Source organism: Paralteromonas sediminis, from assembly GCF_003820355.1.
In the GTDB taxonomy this organism is placed as follows: domain Bacteria; phylum Pseudomonadota; class Gammaproteobacteria; order Enterobacterales; family Alteromonadaceae; genus Alteromonas_F; species Alteromonas_F sediminis.
The window spans coordinates 120,935-139,207 of sequence record NZ_RPOK01000005.1 but is presented as its reverse complement, the minus strand read 5'-3'; the positions used below and the strand labels follow the sequence as shown (position 1 = coordinate 139,207).

The 18,273-nt window shown below is 47.1% G+C and carries 18 protein-coding genes; all 18 read left to right on the top strand.

What is annotated here, in order from left to right; genetic code table 11:
* The first annotated feature begins 1 nt into the window (after position 1).
* The 18 genes from mshL (at position 2) to rng (ending at position 18,271) form a co-directional block, all read left to right on the top strand.
* Positions 2-1,666, top strand: a complete 1,665-nt coding sequence (gene mshL / locus DRW07_RS15610) for a pilus (MSHA type) biogenesis protein MshL (protein ID WP_124028881.1) — start codon at positions 2-4, stop codon at positions 1,664-1,666.
* A gap of 4 nt (positions 1,667-1,670) precedes the next feature.
* Positions 1,671-2,576, top strand: coding sequence for an ExeA family protein (locus tag DRW07_RS15605; protein WP_124028880.1), 906 nt, complete (start codon positions 1,671-1,673; stop codon positions 2,574-2,576).
* Positions 2,573-3,631 (top strand): tetratricopeptide repeat protein, encoded by a 1,059-nt coding sequence (locus DRW07_RS15600; protein WP_124028879.1) that lies wholly within the window; start codon positions 2,573-2,575, stop codon positions 3,629-3,631. Before DRW07_RS15605 ends, DRW07_RS15600 begins: the two co-directional genes overlap by 4 nt.
* 3 nt (positions 3,632-3,634) lie before the next feature.
* Positions 3,635-5,398, top strand: coding sequence for a GspE/PulE family protein (locus tag DRW07_RS15595; RefSeq protein WP_124028878.1), 1,764 nt, complete (start codon positions 3,635-3,637; stop codon positions 5,396-5,398).
* Entirely contained in the window at positions 5,385-6,605 is a 1,221-nt protein-coding gene (locus DRW07_RS15590; protein ID WP_124028877.1) for a type II secretion system F family protein, read from the top strand. The genes DRW07_RS15595 and DRW07_RS15590 overlap by 14 nt, the downstream gene beginning before the upstream one ends.
* Before the next feature lie 22 nt (positions 6,606-6,627).
* Positions 6,628-7,137 carry a hypothetical protein gene (locus tag DRW07_RS15585; RefSeq protein ID WP_124028876.1) on the top strand — a complete coding sequence of 170 codons (510 nt, stop codon included), beginning with the start codon at positions 6,628-6,630 and terminating at the stop codon, positions 7,135-7,137.
* Between the two features lie 23 nt (positions 7,138-7,160).
* A complete protein-coding gene (locus DRW07_RS15580) occupies positions 7,161-7,757 on the top strand; it encodes a prepilin-type N-terminal cleavage/methylation domain-containing protein (RefSeq protein WP_124028875.1) in 597 nt (198 codons plus the stop codon).
* Positions 7,758-7,829: 72 nt separating this feature from the next.
* Entirely contained in the window at positions 7,830-8,366 is a 537-nt protein-coding gene (locus tag DRW07_RS18550) for a prepilin-type N-terminal cleavage/methylation domain-containing protein (protein ID WP_124028874.1), read from the top strand.
* Positions 8,367-8,406: 40 nt separating this feature from the next.
* Positions 8,407-8,952: a prepilin-type N-terminal cleavage/methylation domain-containing protein gene (locus DRW07_RS18545; protein WP_165870524.1), complete on the top strand. Its 546-nt coding sequence runs from the start codon at positions 8,407-8,409 to the stop codon at positions 8,950-8,952.
* Entirely contained in the window at positions 8,939-9,508 is a 570-nt protein-coding gene (locus DRW07_RS15565) for a type IV pilus modification PilV family protein (protein ID WP_124028872.1), read from the top strand. Before DRW07_RS18545 ends, DRW07_RS15565 begins: the two co-directional genes overlap by 14 nt.
* Positions 9,508-10,341, top strand: a complete 834-nt coding sequence (locus DRW07_RS15560) for a prepilin-type N-terminal cleavage/methylation domain-containing protein (protein WP_124028871.1) — start codon at positions 9,508-9,510, stop codon at positions 10,339-10,341. Before DRW07_RS15565 ends, DRW07_RS15560 begins: the two co-directional genes overlap by 1 nt.
* A 43-nt stretch (positions 10,342-10,384) precedes the next feature.
* A complete protein-coding gene (locus DRW07_RS15555) occupies positions 10,385-10,786 on the top strand; it encodes a hypothetical protein (RefSeq protein WP_124028870.1) in 402 nt (133 codons plus the stop codon).
* 5 nt (positions 10,787-10,791) lie between these two features.
* Positions 10,792-13,773 (top strand): DUF6701 domain-containing protein, encoded by a 2,982-nt coding sequence (locus DRW07_RS15550; protein ID WP_124028869.1) that lies wholly within the window; start codon positions 10,792-10,794, stop codon positions 13,771-13,773.
* 97 nt (positions 13,774-13,870) lie between these two features.
* Entirely contained in the window at positions 13,871-14,914 is a 1,044-nt protein-coding gene (locus DRW07_RS15545) for a rod shape-determining protein (protein WP_124028868.1), read from the top strand.
* Between the two features lie 12 nt (positions 14,915-14,926).
* Complete coding sequence (gene mreC, locus DRW07_RS15540; RefSeq protein ID WP_124028867.1) at positions 14,927-15,748, top strand: rod shape-determining protein MreC; 822 nt, start codon at positions 14,927-14,929, stop codon at positions 15,746-15,748.
* A complete protein-coding gene (gene mreD, locus DRW07_RS15535) occupies positions 15,748-16,224 on the top strand; it encodes a rod shape-determining protein MreD (RefSeq protein WP_124029018.1) in 477 nt (158 codons plus the stop codon). Before mreC ends, mreD begins: the two co-directional genes overlap by 1 nt.
* On the top strand, positions 16,221-16,808 hold the full coding sequence (locus tag DRW07_RS15530) for a Maf family protein (protein ID WP_124028866.1): 588 nt from the start codon (positions 16,221-16,223) through the stop codon (positions 16,806-16,808). Before mreD ends, DRW07_RS15530 begins: the two co-directional genes overlap by 4 nt.
* Complete coding sequence (gene rng, locus DRW07_RS15525) at positions 16,805-18,271, top strand: ribonuclease G (protein ID WP_124028865.1); 1,467 nt, start codon at positions 16,805-16,807, stop codon at positions 18,269-18,271. The genes DRW07_RS15530 and rng overlap by 4 nt, the downstream gene beginning before the upstream one ends.
* Positions 18,272-18,273 lie beyond the last annotated feature (2 nt).

Sequence of the window (18,273 nt, the reverse complement as noted above, 5' to 3'; positions counted from 1 at the left end):
AATGAATATGCAAAAAGTAAGCGCTTCACTTATCCTAATGTTAGCCACAGCAATACTGGCGGGTTGTCAAAGTGTGCCCGAAAGTCATGTCGAACGGTCATTGCAAGAGCAGTTTAACGAACAAGTTGCTACGGAAAAAAAGCAGCAACAACGTCAGCCCCAAGCACTGCCTTCGGCAGTAGATGCACTGCTTTCAGCCGATGCGGATAATTCCGAGTCCTCACTGTTTGGTGTAGAGAAATATGATATTGAAGCGCAAAATGTAGACATGCGCGCATTCTTTGCTGGATTGGTTGCCGACACTCCTTACAGTGTGGCTATGCATCCGGATGTTACAGGCGACATCACACTCTCGCTCAAACAAGTACCCTTGCCCGATATCATTAATCTCGTTGCAGAACTCTACAATTTGGATGTGGAGCAACGTGGCACCGTATTTCAAGTTCGGCCTGCTGTTATGCGCACCGAAACCTTCTCTGTTGACTACTTACTAATGAGTCGCGACGGCAGTACACAAACCAGTATTATTTCCGGTGGCGTTTCTCAAGCCGATGGCAATAACAATAATAATGGCAACAGTCCGGTTAGCAGTTTTTCTGGAAACTCTGCCAACAGTAATAATTTAGGCGGTGGCCAAAATAATGCTAACAATGGTGTGGCCATCACTACACGAACAGAGACCAACTTTTGGAAAGATTTGCAGTCTAGCCTGCAAAGTATGATTGGTAACGAAGAGGGGCGTGTAGTTTTTGTCACGCCTCAGGCTGGTCTGGTTACCGTTCGGGCGATGCCTGACGAAATAAGGGCAATTAAACATTTTTTGCAGGTCTCTGAAGAAAGTCTTCAGCGTCAGGTGATTCTTGAGGCAAGAATTTTGGAAGTCACCCTGAGCGACGAATTTCAGCAGGGCATAAACTGGAACCAAGTTATTGCCAACTCAGGCAGTACAGACTTTCGCTTTTCTACCAGCGCAGGGTCAGTAGGCAATGAGCTGTCCGCGGCATTAGGTGGTGTAACCAGCTTGTCTTTCCTTAATCAGGACTTTTCCGGCGTACTATCCCTTCTCTCTACCCAAGGTAATGTCCAGGTGTTGTCTAGTCCCCGAGTTACCGCCACAAATAATCAAAAAGCGGTAATTAAAGTCGGTGATGACGAATATTTTGTCACCGACATTTCCTCGCAAAATACCATTACATCAACCACAACGTCAGTGGTGCCTGATATTGAGCTCACTCCGTTCTTTAGCGGTATCGCTTTGGATGTGACGCCACAAATTGATGAAAATGGTTCGGTATTGCTGCACGTACATCCTTCAGTAATCGAAACACAAGAGCAAGAAAAGGTTGTCACGCTAAACCAAGAGCGCATTGTGTTGCCGTTAGCGCAAAGTACCATTCGTGAGTCTGATACTGTAATTCGGGCGCTTTCCGGTGAGATAGTGGTCATTGGTGGTTTGATGCAAACAACCGTTTCGGACGGTACATCAAAAACACCATTACTGGGCGATATTCCTCTGTTAGGTGAACTATTTACAAGCCGCCGAAAGCAAGAGGTGAAAAAGGAACTGATTATTTTACTCAAGCCAACAGTAGTAGGACCGAATACCTGGTCTTCGCAAATTAAAGCGTCTCAAGCCAAAATGGCTGATTGGCTTTATATAGAATAAGCGTATGTATCTTTATCATTTTGGCATCAGCGAGCTCCCGTTTACGCTCACGCCCAATACGAGCTATTTCTTTGGGTTGCCCAGCCATAATGAAGCGTTGCAAGTACTTACTACAGCCTTAAAAACTGGAGAGGGATTTATTAAGGTGACAGGCGAAGTGGGAACGGGAAAGACCCTGCTTTGTCGTAAGCTGTTAAATGAGTTACCTGCTCATTTTGCCACCGCTTACATTCCTAACCCTTTGTTATCGCCGGCTGAGCTGCGCAGGGCTGTAGCGCACGAACTGGGCGTTGAATTGGCGCTTGACTGCGATCAGCAGCAGTTTACCGAGCAAATTCAGCAACGCCTAATTGAAATTAATCAGCAACATCAAAGTGCTGTGCTTTTAATTGATGAAGCTCAGGCACTCCCCGTAGAGAGCATAGAAGCACTGAGGCTGATGACCAATCTTGAAACTGAGTCTCGCAAGCTTTTGCAGGTTGTGTTGTTTGGTCAGCCTGAACTCGACGAGAAGCTAGATTTGCAGCAGCTTAGACAGCTCCGTCAGAGAATCACCTTTAGTTATGCGCTGACATTGATGGATGCCGATCAGTTGTATCAGTACGTTCATCACAGACTCAAAATAGCCGGCTTTACCGGCACAGAAATGTTCAGCCGTGATTGCTGCTCTCTGTTGTTTAGGTCGAGCGGTGGCACACCGAGAATAGTCAATGTGCTTTGCCATAAAGCGCTTATGCTCGCCTATGGCGAGGGAAAGCAGCGTGTAGAACCTGACCATGTCATTGCAGCAATCAAAGACACTGAAGCGGCCAGGCCCGTGTATCCTTTTGCTTCTCTCAACGTATTTACAGGCATAGCGATTGTGTTTTTGTTGATCTTAGCCGGTTATTGGTGGATGGGCAGACTATGAGTGTTGTCAATCAGATGCTTAATGACTTGGAAAAGCGCGAAGCGACTGCGCAAAGTCATGCCAGCTACCAGCCTCCCGCGAAAAACAAACGTCTGCAGCCATTATTAGGCATTGGCTTATTGCTCCTGACTGTGGCGGCAGTGGCTACCGTTCTCTTTTATCCCGAAGAATCCGAAAGGCCCTTACCTCTTAATAGTCAGCCTCATGATACTCAGACGGCAACAGACGCAGTCGAGACACAGCCAGCTGACGTTTCTGCGTCTTCAGAAGTATCGGCTTCTAATGTTGTACCACTACCAGAGGAGCCGGTAGGCGAGAGCGACGTGAGAGATGAGATACAAAATACGCTGCCTGAGCAGCCTAAGCCATCGGTGACTACTGATGAAGAAGAGGATCGCGGTCAATCGGCGCCTGTTGTTGAAACCGCTCTGGTACCTGTTGCTGAAACGCCCCGCTTTTCTGTTTCTCAATCGCAGCGCACCGTAACCCCGCCAGAGTACCGGGTCTTAGTCGCAGATGCTATGGCAAAGAATGAACACGCTAAAGCGCAGGCTTTGTTAAAAAGCTGGATCGAAGCTGAACCCAATAACGTTGATCCGTTAAAAAAGCTCGCCGCGATAGCGTTTGCTAACGGGCAGTTTATTCAGGCTGAAAACGTTCTTAATTTGGCTCGTGAAAGGGCCCTAGCTGATCCCAGCATTCGCATGATGCAAGCTAGGTTGTACAAGCGTACAGGAAATATCAGTAAAGCACTTACGGCACTTAATTTTGATAGTCAGAGCCCTGAAGTGCTGCACTATCGTGCGGCCTTGGCCAGAGAAACGGCGCAATATGAGATTGCGCAACGCGACTATCAACTGCTGACCAGTCTGAACAAGACCGATCTTAAGGCTTGGTTGGGACTGGCCGTGGTGAGTGAGAGGATGGGCAATATTGCCACGGCGGTGTCTGCTTATCGTCAGGTTGTAGCATTGGCGGGAAACAAAGTAGAAATTCAGGCGTATGCAGAGCAGCAGCTACAAGTGCTATCAACGCAGGTTGGGGAGTTGGAATAGGCCATGGTGAAGCAAAAGGTCAGATTGGGAGACCTACTGGTACAAGAAGGTGCGATAACAGACGAGCAACTGGGTAATGCGCTCGCTGAACAGCGCCAAACTGGCCGCAAGCTCGGGGCGACGCTGGTTGCTATGGAGTTGGTGAGTGAAGTGCAGCTACTCACAATATTGGCGTCGCACTTAAATGTACCACTGATTAATATTGATGATTTCCGCATCGACCCAAACGCAGTGAAGCTCTTGCCTGAAATGCAGGCACGACGGTATCGCGCTTTAGTACTAGAGGACAAAGGCGACAGTTTATTAGTTGGGATGAGTGACCCAGCCGATCTAAATGCGGTGGACAGCCTGACAGATTTATTGCCGAAAAAGTTAGAACTTGCAGTAGTTAGCGAGGAGCAACTATTCGGCGCCTATGACACGCTTTACCGTAAGACAGAAGAAATCGCCTCATTCGCCCAGGAGCTAGCCGATGAGTATCGCGATGAACAAGAATTTGATCTGACACAAAGTCTGCAGGACGAGTCAGACACGGCGGTCGCCAGGCTTCTACAATCTATATTTGAAGATGCGGTGCAGGCAAAGGCATCAGACATTCACATAGAACCGGATGAAGGTAAGTTGCGCATTCGTCAGCGAATAGACGGAGTGCTTCAGGAGACTGTCATTCCTGAGCAGAACATCGCTGCGGCACTGGTGCTTAGGCTAAAGTTGATGGCCGGATTAGATATTTCTGAAAAGCGCTTACCTCAAGACGGGCGCACACAGGTACGTGTGAAAGGCCACCGCATCGACGTGCGCCTTTCCACTATGCCTGTGCAGGCAGGTGAAGCCGTCGTAATGCGTCTTCTGGACCAGTCTGCGGGTGTGCTAACACTCAATCAAACTGGTATGCCCAACGACATGCTGGCGCGGTTCAGAACGCTACTGCAGCGTCCTCATGGCATGCTCTTGGTAACTGGGCCTACGGGGTCGGGTAAAACAACCACCCTTTACGGTGCGCTTAGCGAGCTGAATACGCCAGAACGGAAAATCATCACTGTTGAGGACCCGGTAGAATATCGCCTGCCACGCATTAATCAGGTTCAGGTGAATACAAAAATAGACTTAACTTTCTCCAATATTCTGAGAACCACGCTTCGACAAGATCCTGACATTATTATGGTGGGTGAGATGCGTGATCAGGAAACGGTTGAAATAGGGCTGCGTGGTGCGCTAACTGGTCACTTGGTGTTATCAACGTTACATACCAATGATGCTATTAGCAGCGCAACCCGTCTGCTAGACATGGGGGCACCTGGGTATTTAGTAGCAACCTCATTACGAGGGATCGTCGCCCAGCGACTGGTGCGACGTTTGTGTACCAATTGTGAAGTGGCTTACACGCCCACCTCGCAAGAGTTGTTTTGGCTCAGTAATATTGAAGAGGGTGTTGAACAGGTTAAGTTCAAACGAGGTACGGGTTGTCAAAAATGCAATCAAACCGGCTATCGTGGGCGAATTGGTGTATTTGAGTTGCTTGAAATGACCGACACCATGATGAAAGCGTTAAAAGCCAATGATACTGTCGCTTTTACCGAGGCTGCTGAGGAAAGTCCTAACTATAAGCCTTTATCACATGTGGCTTATACCTATGCGAAAATGGGACTTACTACGGTTGATGAAGTACTCCGTTTGGTAGAAACCGTTGCTGAAACACCGCAGGAAGTATCTGAAACGCCTGCACAGGGACTCACTTTGGAAGAGGTCCCTGATGGCGAGATATAGCTACACAGGCCGTTTTGCTGACGGAAAGTTAACCAGTGGTGTAGTTGAAGCTACAGATGCGTCTAGTGCGGCTAAAATGTTGGGGGCACGCAGTATTACCCCTATTGCTATCGATTTAGATAGCGACACTGTCAGTAAAGAGGAAAAGATCACTTGGTTTACCCCCAGTGTTAGTCTCTCTGATTTAGTAATTTTTTCTCGTCAAATGTATTCGTTAACCCGAGCGGGCATTCCAATATTGCGGGCTGTTGGCGGCTTGGCAGAGTCGAGCTCGTCACTGAGATTGCGCGAAGCACTCACAGAGATCCTTGGTCAGCTTGAACGCGGACGGTCCTTGTCTTCCGCCCTGCACCAGCACCCACGAATTTTTAATGAGCTGTTTGTGAGCGTTGTGCATGTGGGCGAGAATACGGGACAACTTGATGTTGCGTTTGCGCAGCTCGCAGAATATCTAGAGAGGGAGCAGGAAACGCGCAAGCAAATTACAGCCGCGACCCGTTACCCCATCTTTGTTACCATCGCGATAGCAGTGGCACTCGTCATCATGAATGTGTTTGTTATTCCTAAGTTTGCAGACATGTTTGCCAAATTTAATGCTGACCTTCCTGGCATGACACAGTTTCTGATCAACATGTCCGACTTTTTTGTACATCGATGGTACGTACTGGTGCTAGGGATTGGTGGATTGAGTTACGGTGTGCACCGGTATCTGTCGTCTGAGGTTGGGCGTTACAAATGGGATAAGTTAAAACTCAAATTACCTATAGTGGGCAGTATTTTTAATCGTTCTTTGTTAGGTCGGTTTGCCCGCAGTTTTTCTATGATGATTCGAGCAGGCGTTCCCCTCACCACCGCGCTCACGTTGGTGGCAGAGGCGGTCGATAACAAGTATATGGGGCGCAAGATTATTGTGATGCGCCAGAATATTGAGAAAGGTGAAAGCTTGTCTCGCGTAGCGTTAAACAGCGAATTATTTACCTCCATGGTATTGCAGATGATTAATGTCGGCGAAGAAACTGGGCGAGTAGATGAATTGCTGTCTGAGGTTGCTGAATTTTACGAAAGAGAAGTCGACTATGACCTGAAAAGTCTGACGGCTAAAATTGAACCTATTCTTATAGGGGTGGTTGCTGTCATGGTATTGGTGTTAGCACTGGGTATCTTCACCCCTATGTGGGACATGATGGGTGCGATAAAAGGCAGATAAAAGGCAGATAAAAGGAACAAATTTGAGCAGACAAGATGTGGCAGACAACAGCAATAAAGCGCTACTCATTAATATTGTAGTCGTTGTGTTGTTTGTTTCTTTAATGGGCCTATTTATTAAAAGCTACATGGAGTCAGAACCTGATTTAAACGCCGCTGTTCTGGAAGGGTTTGCGAGGCAGTTTGAAACTGCCTCATCGAATGCGCATTGGCGCTGGCAGGCTTCAGGCAGGCCTGAACGCATCATGCTGTTGCACTTTGATGCACAAGGAAATGAAAAAGACAGAAGTGCGGTGAGAATGGCCCACTTTGGAAGGCCTTGGGTAGAACAAAGCAGTGACGGTTGCGCAAAATTGTGGCTGACTTTATTAAACGTGCCAGCAATGGTAAATGGTTTTCGTGTGATTGCGGAATATTATCCAAATCGCGATGACTCGCAACCAGAGGCTTTAGGAGTCTGCCGCTATCGATTGAGCCGCGGCGCCTATTTCGACTATGCTATAGACACCGGCGACGTGACTTTTCACCCGTGAGCACGAGTTAGTCTGGAGGAATAATGACAACAAAAAATCGAGGCTTTACATTAATTGAGTTAGTGATAGTGGTTGTACTGCTAGGCTTGCTGGCTGCAGTGGCTATCCCACGCTTTTTAGATGTAACACAAGAGGCTGAAGACGCAACAGTCGAAGGTGTTGCTGGCGGCTTTGCAACAGGGGTGGGCTTGGTACGGGCACAATGGGAGATCGACGCTAGACCGAATGGTAATGAAGCGGTTAATTTGACCTTTATTGTAATGGACGGTATTCAAGTGGCCGTCGATGGCGACACGGGTTATCCAACGGGGCAACTAAACAACGATTCAAGTTCCCAAGATAACGATATGTCAGACTTGGATTGTGAAAGTATCTTTAATTTAATTATGCAAAGTGCGCCAACAATAACCTCTGATTTTGAACAACGTCCATTTGAAAGTTTCCGGTATTTTACTACCGTAAGTAACGGCACTGGGTCAGGTGGAAACGATCTGTGTTTTTATTACCTAACTCAAACTATTCAAAACGTAACCACAGAGCCAAATGATGACACTGTGGGTAATGGATTTATCTATGACCCGAGGATCGGGCAAGTGATTGTTTTCAGTAATAATACCTAAGTACATAAAAACTAGTAGGTAATCGAATTTTTTTAATGAATAATAGTGACACAAGTAATGGGGAATAACACAATGAAACAACAACGTGGTTTTACACTAATAGAATTAATAATAGTCATTGTCATTTTAGGTATCTTAGCGGTAACTGCCGCGCCCCGCTTTATTGACCTGCAAGGAGATGCGAGAGAAGCAACCTTAGACGGTGTTAAAGCGGCTATTCAGGGCGGAAGCCAGCTTGTTTACGCTAAAGCCGCGATTGATGGTGTTCAGGCAGATAACGACGCAGCAGATAGCACTGTGTCTATTAACGGCCAAAATGTAAACGTAACGTTTGGCTACCCTGATGCATCAGAAGCGGATGTGGCGACCTTAGGTGCATGGTTAGAACTGAATGTGTCTTTGGTATTAAACGACGCCAATGCTGACTTCTTGTTGGTAATTGGTAACGGAGATGCTGACACGCCAGCCGACGGTCAGTTTGCAATCATGCCTATAGACACTGACTTTGTGGCTGCCCCTGCAGCTGATGAGGGGTGTCAGGTTGTTTACACGCAAGCCGCTGATGAAAACAGCTCTCCTGACGTTACTATTAACGCTGGTGGATGCTAATTAATAGTCAGAGATGACGCTTGAAGCCGAGCCGAGCAAAATGCGAAAGCGTACGAGTTTGCCAGGCTCGGTGAAAGGTTTTACCTTACTTGAATTAATCATAGTGATTATTTTAGTGGGTGTTCTCTCCGTTACTGCCGCATCTCGTTTTCAAGGTCGGGGCGGCTTCGACAGCTATGCTTTGCAAAATCAAGTTCTGTCTGTATTGCGGCAAATGCAACTGCGTGCCATGCAGGACACCCGTCCTGGTTTCTGTCATCAAATCAACCTAGTGACCGTTCCTGCTGCGTTAGGCCCGCCAACCAATAACTACTCGCCCGGTAATCAAGCGGCTACCTGTAATATAACAATTGGAAATGATACCCCAGATTATTTGCGTGTTGACACTCAGGCTTTTGAGGCGTTAAACGCAAGTTTGAGTGCCGTTGATGGGGTAACGCCCATATCTTTCATCAACTTTAATGCGCTCGGGCAGCCAAGGACATCTGCAAACAATTGTTCGTCTGAATGCCGGATAACCATTACTACACAAAGTGCCTCCTCTGTTTGTGTGAACCGTGAGGGGTATATCCGTGCATGTCAGTAAACGTAAACTGATTACGGGGTTTTCACTCTTTGAATTGATCGCTGGCATTGTGGTATTCAGTGCCGTTATGGTGATTGTCATCACCTTGGTGGTTAATCAGTCTCAGCAAAGTATTGAGCCGATATGGCAGACCAGAGCATCCGAGCTGGCGCAGTCATTGTCGGCAGAAATCAGTGCCAAAGCGTTTGATGAAAATGCGACCATGTCAGGAGGGTTTAGCCGTTGTGGTGACACCAATGCCTGCACCGTATCGGCAAACCTAGGGCCTGATGCAGGTGAAACGTCACGTGCCCTGTTTGATGATATAGATGACTATAACGGTTTAGGGCCTGCAATCGAAAACGCCGTAGGTAATGCCATCGAGCAGGGTGGAGACAATCTTTACAAAGGCTTCCAGGTTCAGGTAAGCGTCATCTATGACACTGATTTTGATGGTGTAGCTGAAAATTTAGCTGATCCTACTGTAGGTGATTTTAGCGTCAAACGAATCCAAATTACGGTAACAACTCCCGGCGGTGATACGCTTGATTATGCGTTTTATAAGTGGGACTTCTAATGAGGCAAAAAGGAATTACGCTTATTGAACTTGTGGTTGTACTCACCATTTTAGGTGTGATCAGCGCTGGCATAGCGAGTTTTGTGCGCGTTTCAATTGAAAATGTCGTGTTGGTGACCGACAGAGATAAATTGCTGTCGGCATCGCGTTTTTCCGTGGACAGGATGTCACGAGAGTTGGTTAATGCATTGCCTGGTAGCTTACGCGTGTCTGGGAACAGCACTTTTCATTGTTTGCAATTCGTACCGATTGAGCTTGTTGGCGCATACACAAGACTACCTGTACAGGGCGTCAGCAATTTGCAAATCGTTGAGCCAATAGCAGCTACAGGTGAAAGTGTAAGTCTGACTGCCAACCTTGACTATGCCGTTGTCTATCCTCTTACCGAAACCGATGTTTATGCCAACAATTCAGTCAAACGCAAGTTGATAACCGCCGTTAGTGACGACGCAGACAACAATAACCTCATTGAACTTGATGTTACGGGTCTCTACCCGGAATCATCTCCAGCGGCCAGAGCCTACATCGTTAATCGGGCTGTCAGTTTTTGTCTTATTGCCAATGCGAGTGACGGAGGCCGACTAGTGCGTTTTGAAAGTCCGATTGCTCAGTCTGCGCCCAATAGTATTCCTGCTAATGCCGTCACACTGGCTGAAAATATAGATAATGTATTATCTGCAAATCCATCATCCAGCTATTTGGAAGATGATCCTTTTCGGGTTGTTCAGGCTTCCAGACAACGCAATGCCACCGTGCAGATCCGTTTTAGATTCATTCAAAATGGTGAACAAATCACGTTACAACAAGAGGTTCATATACCCAATGCGCCTTAATATTCAATCCCAAAGGGGAAGCCTAATTGTCTTAGCACTGTTCGTGATTATTATTTTAGGGCTGTTAGGACTTTCACTGGCAAACCAGCTCAGAGCTGGGTCGCAAAACGTGGTATATGACGTGTTAGGAGCTAGGGCACTACTTGCTGCACAAACAGGGTTAGAGCATGCCTCCAGTTTGGGCTTTCCACTGTCAGCAATCCCCGCGAATGATGCTCAGCCGGTAAACTGTAACGGTCAGACTGTAACCAGTGCAGCCTCGTTGAGTGATACAGACGGTTTGAGGAATTGCAGTTATACTGCTAGATGCGGCGCACAAGAAATAACCAAAGAGAATAGTGAAACCTATCTTTATTACCAATTTGAGAGTACGGGCGTGTGTCAGAGCGGTGAAATTTGGGCGAGTCGGCGTGTCGCGCAAGATGGGTTTATTAAAGTAGATTAGGGCATATGCGTTTTATCATTTTATTACTACTATTTCCTGTATTGGCTGATGCGGCACAATGCACGGCCGTGTTTGGCGACCCTGCTTCATCGTATAGCCCCGACGGTTCTATTTCATTTAAAAAAGATGCCTTCGTTCGCGGTAGTGATGGCGTTTTAGATATATCCGATATCAATATTCAGAATCAAAATGGCACGCCAACCTGTTCACCTGTTCAGTGTTCATCCAGCGGGCAAACAGCAGAATCTATTGGCTTAAGTGCATTCCAATTTACGTCTTCAGACAACGACATTTCAGTCTCTAATGACAGCTCCCAAATGCTTACACAAGGTGATTATAAAGACGTTGTTGTAGGTAACCGTGCTGACCTTGTTTTCACGTCGAGCACGTCAGGGGTGACCAAGCTGGAGAAACTGGAACTGAAAACTGATGCAAACGTCTTTCTTGCCGGTGGTGTTTATTGGATTAAGCAATTAATCGTCGGAAACCGCGCTTTTATTCGTATTAATAGTAATGAGTCAGTCATAATCTATACCAGTGACACTGTCGATATAAAAAATGATGCTTTTTTGAATCCCACGTTCACCAACCCTGCCAGTACTGCAGATCAACTGCTTTTGATTAGTTATGATTCAGTGGAAATAGGCGTTCGCTCAATTGTTAATGGTTTTATTTATGCCGCTGAAAGCATAGACATGAAAACGGATGCCATTGTCTATGGCGCGATAAACGCTGAAGAGATTGAGCTGGGCACCCGAGCATTTGTAGAGTACCGCGCAGATGCGCTTGATAACTTAGATGGGGGCAGTGCATGTAGTGGCAGTCAACAAGGTCCGAACCGATATCGCATTACATTTAACAGCCCGGCACTCACCTGTGACGCTGCTGAAATAGATATTCTGGTTTGTGCTGACGATAGCTGTAATACGCCTTTCACTGACTATCCTGTTAGCGTATCTGTTACCAATGGAAACGGAGATAGGCAAAATAAAACCTTCACCTCGCAAACCTCTTTTACTATAGCGCGCAAAACTGAAGGGCTGGAGGCGATCGCCTTTGCCACTGACAATGTGCAGTCAGCACCGTTAAATCCAACCTTATGTGAAGGTAATTGCAGTATTGAGTTTGTTAATGCTGGGCTGGTTTTGTTCGATAGCAATAGCGGCTTTTCAAGCCCTTTGCCCGACCAAAAAGCTGAAGTATCATTATCCCGGCTAGGCATAGCGGCATTGCGTGATCCAGGCGATGAGAGCGGCGTCTGTGCAGCCGCGCTAGAGGGAACTAGAACGCTTGATTTGTCGTACAACTGTATTGATGGAGCAACAGGATATTCGTCCGATATATGCCGAGTTCCTTTTGCAGGTATTCCGGTAAATGGTGACGGCTCTGGCGTCTCTACCGGTCAGATTTCAGTCACGTTCAACAACGAAGGTATTGCGCAACTTTCGGACTATAGCTATGCAGATGCAGGAAGGGTGTTTTTGTCGGTTTCTGGGCAGATAACAGGTGCAGATCTTTCACCCACGGTGGCATCCGACAGTGACAACTTTGACAGTATTCCAAACAGGCTCGTGTTGCAGTCATCGTCGACGGGCACATCACCCACTCGGGCAGCCGCTTCCTTTGAGGTCACGGTACAAGCTTTAGGGGCGCAGAACGGTGTTTTACCAGGCTATCAACCCGCGAGTTTGCATTACAAATTCACCCGTATTTCACCTGATTCCAATATTGCCAGTGAAGCAGAACTCACTCTGGAAAATGCGGTGCTTACCAGTTCAACTACAGGGACATTTAGTGGACCAGTGAGCATAGACTTTGACAGCGGCGTTTTTAACACCGATGCCGCAAAGTTGAATGAGAGTGGTGAATATTCACTGGAACTACAAGACCAAAATTACCTAGGTAGTGACGCTATCAATACGTTCGGCTCACGATTAAATACAGAACAACCCACAGATCTTGGGCGTTTTATTCCAGCGTATTTTGAAGCAAGTATAAACAGTCCCAGAACTGCCGATGCGTGTACGTCTTTTACCTATATTGGGCAAGCTTTCGGATTTAACATGGGGGCGGAACCGATTGTTACACTGGTTGCCATGAATGCAGAGGGTGAAATCACTAATAACTACGACAGTGCCCACTGGACACTTAACCCTTCCGCATCCCTCATTAGCAATAATACATCATACAGTGTGACAGATAACACGGGTTACACCGCAGCGCTCTTACTAGAAACTGCATCCACCTTTTTGTCAGCCCAGAATCCTCAGGATTACGATGGTACACAAGAGTTGGTATTCAATAATGTCTTGGCGACATATACCAAGACGGCGGCTTCTGCCGCAGGGTTTTCTCCTTTCAACAGCAATTTTAACCTAACCATAGCCGCAGCAGTCTTTACCGATGCAACGTTTGGCAGTGGTAACGCGATCTGCGTGCAAAGTAACTATCCAGACGGTTGTGAAAGCATTGAGTTTCCCGATATAGGCGATACGCAGCAGCGTTACGGCCGCCTGAATCTGATGGATACTTATGGGCCTGAAACCCGATCATTGCGTGTGCCAATAGTGGCAGAGCATTTGGTGAACGGGTTGTGGGCAACCAACACAGTAGATAGTTGCACGCCGATTGATATTCAGCAGACCGCAGGACAGATGAGTTTGACTAATGCGTCAACGGAATCCTACGAAACTGACATCACGTCGCTGTACTCAACTATACAAAGTAATGGCGTGTTAAGCCTGGGTATTTCTGACACCAGCGACCTGGTTTTCTCGGCACCTGTAGATGTAGCGGGTAACTCGCTAAAAGGCCGTATGAGATTAACACTTGAGCCTGGTGTTAGTGATGAAACATGGTCGGAATTTTTAAACGTTGACTGGAACTTGGACGGTGTTATAAACACTAATGATAAACCCAGTGCAGAAGTGTCATTCGGCCAGTTTAGGGGGAATGATCGCCTTCTAAACTGGCGTGAACTCCGATAATGTTAATCAACGTGGTATGGTGCCGCTGATTGCGGTAAAATGCGCCAATTCACGACAGTAGACCTAGTCAGTCACCTCAACAAGGAAATTGCATTTCATGTTAAAAAAGCTTCGGGGCATGTTTTCCAACGATTTGTCCATCGACCTCGGAACCGCTAACACCTTAATCTATGTGAAAGATCAGGGGATCGTTCTTAATGAGCCATCTGTAGTTGCCATACGTCAAGAACGTGCGGGCGGACCTAAGAGTGTGGCGTCTGTCGGCGCTGAAGCTAAGCAAATGCTTGGCCGTACTCCTGGCAATATTAAAGCAATTCGTCCTATGAAAGATGGGGTGATTGCCGATTTCTACGTGACTGAGAAAATGCTTCAGCATTTTATCAAGCAGGTCCACGACAATAACTTTCTGCGTCCAAGTCCTCGAGTGTTGGTGTGCGTTCCTTGTGGTTCAACGCAGGTGGAGCGCAGAGCGATTCGCGAATCAGCTCTGGGCGCCGGTGCGCGTGAAGTCTTCCTCATTGACGAGCCAATGGCAGCAGCTATTGGTTCTGGTTTGCCAGTATCAGAAGCAACGGGCTCAATGGTAGTAGATATAGGCGGTGGTACAACTGAAGTTGCCATTATTTCACTCAATGGTGTGGTCTATTCTTCATCGGTAAGGATTGGTGGCGACAAGTTTGATGAGGCCATTATCAACTACATACGCCGCAACTTTGGTTCTCTTATTGGTGAGTCTACGGCTGAGCGCATTAAACATGAGATCGGTGCTGCATATCCTGGTGAAGAAGTGCGCGAAATAGAAGTGCGGGGTCGCAACTTAGCCGAAGGTGTGCCCAGAGGTTTTACACTGAACAGCAACGAGATATTAGAAGCGTTACAAGAACCTCTATCTGGGATCGTATCTGCAGTTATGGTGGCGCTAGAGCAATCACCACCTGAGCTCGCCTCAGACATATCAGAGCGGGGTATGGTTCTGACTGGTGGCGGAGCACTGTTAAAAGATTTGGACCGCTTATTAATGGAAGAAACAGGGATCCCTGTTGTCATTGCAGACGACCCACTGACCTGTGTTGCCAGAGGGGGCGGCAAAGCTTTTGATATGATCGACCTGCACGGTGGCGACCTCTTTACATTCGAATAAGTCAATCGCGTTTTGGAAGCTATATTTTCTCGCGGGCCATCGCTAAACAATCGTTTAGCGATAGCCATTGTGCTCTCAATTATACTAATTGTTGTCGATAATAAGTTAGATGGCTTCCAGTCTACTCGTATGTTCCTCAATTCGCTGATGAGCCCGCTACAATACATTGCCAACCTACCCAGTTTGATGTTGAATGCCAGCGCCGATCAGCTTACATCCCAGCAACAATTACTAGAGGAAAACAAGCGGCTTACCCGGCAAATGCTACTGGCCAGCGAGAAGTTGCAGCGATTTGATGTGCTCTCGCGAGAAAATGAAGAGCTTAGAGAGCTATTGGATGCGCCCGTATCAAGAAACATGCGCAAGATCGTGGCGGAACTGATGTCGGTTGATCGCAACCCATATTCACGCCAAATCGTGATCAACAAAGGTACGCTGGATGGTGTATTTTTATCTCAGCCATTAATTGACGATTCTGGCATTATTGGTCAGGTTATGGAGGTTAGCACAACCAACAGCCGTGTCCTTCTGATCACTGATGTTACCCATAGTATTCCAGTTCGCTCCTTGCGCAACAATATCCGTTTTATCGCAACCGGCTCGGGTGGTAAGAATGAAGTATTTTTGGAACACGTGGCACACAGTGTTGATATTGCTGTGGGTGATGTGTTGGTGTCTTCTGGGTTAGGGGGGGTATTTCCTGCCGGATACCCAGTGGCCAAAGTAACCTACGTAGACAAAGACGAAGGTCGCGAGTTTGCGCGCGTCACGGCAGAACCTTTGGCTGAGCTTGACCGGATAAAGTACACCTTGTTGTTGGAGTTGAATCCGTGATCCGCCCGCGTCACTACGTGATAGCACTGTCTATCATGGTCGCATTGGTGTTGCAAATTGTGCCTTTGCCTTCTCAGGCTGATACATACCGCCCAGACTGGGTACTAGTGGTGTTAGCTTACTGGACGATGGCGCTGCCGCACAGAGTTAATGTAGGCGTGGCTTTTATTTCGGGCATTGCCCTGGACATCCTGTTGGGCACTCCGTTGGGGGTGCACAGTCTCGTCCTGTGTTTTTGTGTGTACATTCTTGCCGCGAATTATCAACGTTTACGCAACTACTCTGTATGGCAACAATGCGTGATAATTGGCTTATTGAGTGCCTTCTATCATCTACTTTCCTTTTGGCTGTTGCATTTGCTAAATGACATTTTTTTCCTGTACGAGTATATGTTGCCAGTAGTCACCTCTATGGCTATATGGCCTTGGGTGTTTTGGTTACTTCGCAAACTAAGGCGTCAGTTGAAAATCGTATGAGCTCATCACTCGTCCTGGCATCTGCATCGCCGCGAAGAAGAGAATTACTAAACCAAATTGGTTTGGCACATACTGTTTTGCCAGTTAACATCGATGAGACCCCGCTCGATAATGAACAACCGTTAGCGCTGGTTACCAGGTTGGCACAACAAAAAGCGGAACAAGGCTTTGAAGCAGCTCAAGGTGTAACGAATGTCTCTCAGAGCATCGTACTGGCAGCTGACACCATTGTGGTTTATCAGGGGGTAGCGTTGGGCAAGCCGATTGATGCAGATGACCATAACACTATGCTTTCGAAGCTCAGCAATAAGACGCACCAGGTCATTACCGCTTTCAGCATTAAGTCTTCCCAGGCGGTTTATACTGAGGCGGTATCCAGTGACGTGACCTTTATGGCATTGAATAAGCAACAAATTGCAAATTACTGGTTGTCAGGTGAGCCGCAGGACAAAGCGGGTGGTTATGCCATTCAGGGTTATGGGGCTACCTTTGTTAAACACCTTTCTGGCAGTTACACTGGCGTGGTAGGTTTGCCATTGTTTGAATGTGCAAACGCCCTGAAAAGATTCGGAGTTGAAGTATGAGTGCAGAATTGTTGATCAATGTAACGCCATCGGAATCACGGGTAGCGTTAATTGAAAACGGCATTTTGCAGGAGATCCATGTTGAACGTCATACCAAGCGTGGCCTGGTTGGAAATATCTACAGAGGGCGAGTGAGTCGGGTATTGCCGGGTATGCAAGCGGCATTTGTTGATATTGGCCTGGAAAAGGCTGCCTTTCTGCATGCTTCAGACATAGTGCTACACAGTGAGCTAGAAGGCGAAGTTACTGCCAGCCAAATTGAAAAGCAGGACATTCGCGAACTGGTAAGAGATGGCCAGGATATTGTTGTTCAGGTGGTCAAAGACCCAATTGGTACAAAAGGGGCGCGGTTAACCACAGACATCACTATCCCTTCACGCTACCTGGTTTTCATGCCAAGTGTTGGGCATGTGGGTGTTTCACAACGCATCGAAGATGAACAAGAGCGTGAGCGGCTCAAAGACTTGGTACAACAATACTGTGATGACAATGGCGGCTTTATTTTGCGTACGGCGGCGGAAGGGGTCAATGAACAAGAATTGTCACAGGACGCTGCGTTTTTAAAACGCCTATGGAATAAGATTCAATCCCGTCTTAAAAAGAATAAAAACCATGTTCTTTATGAGGACCTGCCACTTGCAAGGCGCGTTGTGCGGGACTTTGTCGGCACAGAGCTGGACCGGATTCGTATAGATTCAAACCTGACATTTCAGGAACTGCAGCACTTTACTAAAGAATATGTGCCCGAATTGCACAAGAAGCTGGAGTATTACCGCGGTGAGCGGCCCATTTTTGATTTATATGATGTCGAGAATGAAGCGCAGCGGGCATTGGAGCGCAGAGTAGATCTGAAATCTGGGGGTTACCTGATCATCGACCAGACAGAGGCCATGACCACCATAGATATCAACACAGGGGCGTTTGTTGGTCATAGAAACCTGGAAGAGACCATTTTTAACACCAATATCGAAGCTACTCTCGCCATTGCAAGACAGTTACGGTTGCGGAATCTGGGCGGCATGATACTCATCGATTTTATCGATATGACTGAACCCGACCATAAAAGACGTGTCTTACATTCATTGGAGATGGCGACCAATAAGGATCGCGCCAAGATAAACATACATGGGTTTACCGCATTGGGGCTAATTGAAATGACCCGCAAGCGAACCCGCGAGAGTCTCGAACACATTTTGTGTGGTGAGTGTCCGGTGTGTAAAGGCAGAGGCTCTATTAAAACAATAGAGACCATATGCTTTGAGGTCATGCGTGAGATTGTAAGGGTCAATCGCGCATACGATGCAGACAAGTTTGTTGTCTATGCCTCCCCGGCAGTCGCAGAAGCGCTGCTGGGAGAAGAATCACACATGCTGGCAGAATTGGAAGTGTTCGTTTCAAAACAGATTAAAGTGCAGACGGAGCCGCTCTATAACCAAGATAAATACGATGTGGTAATGATGTGAAG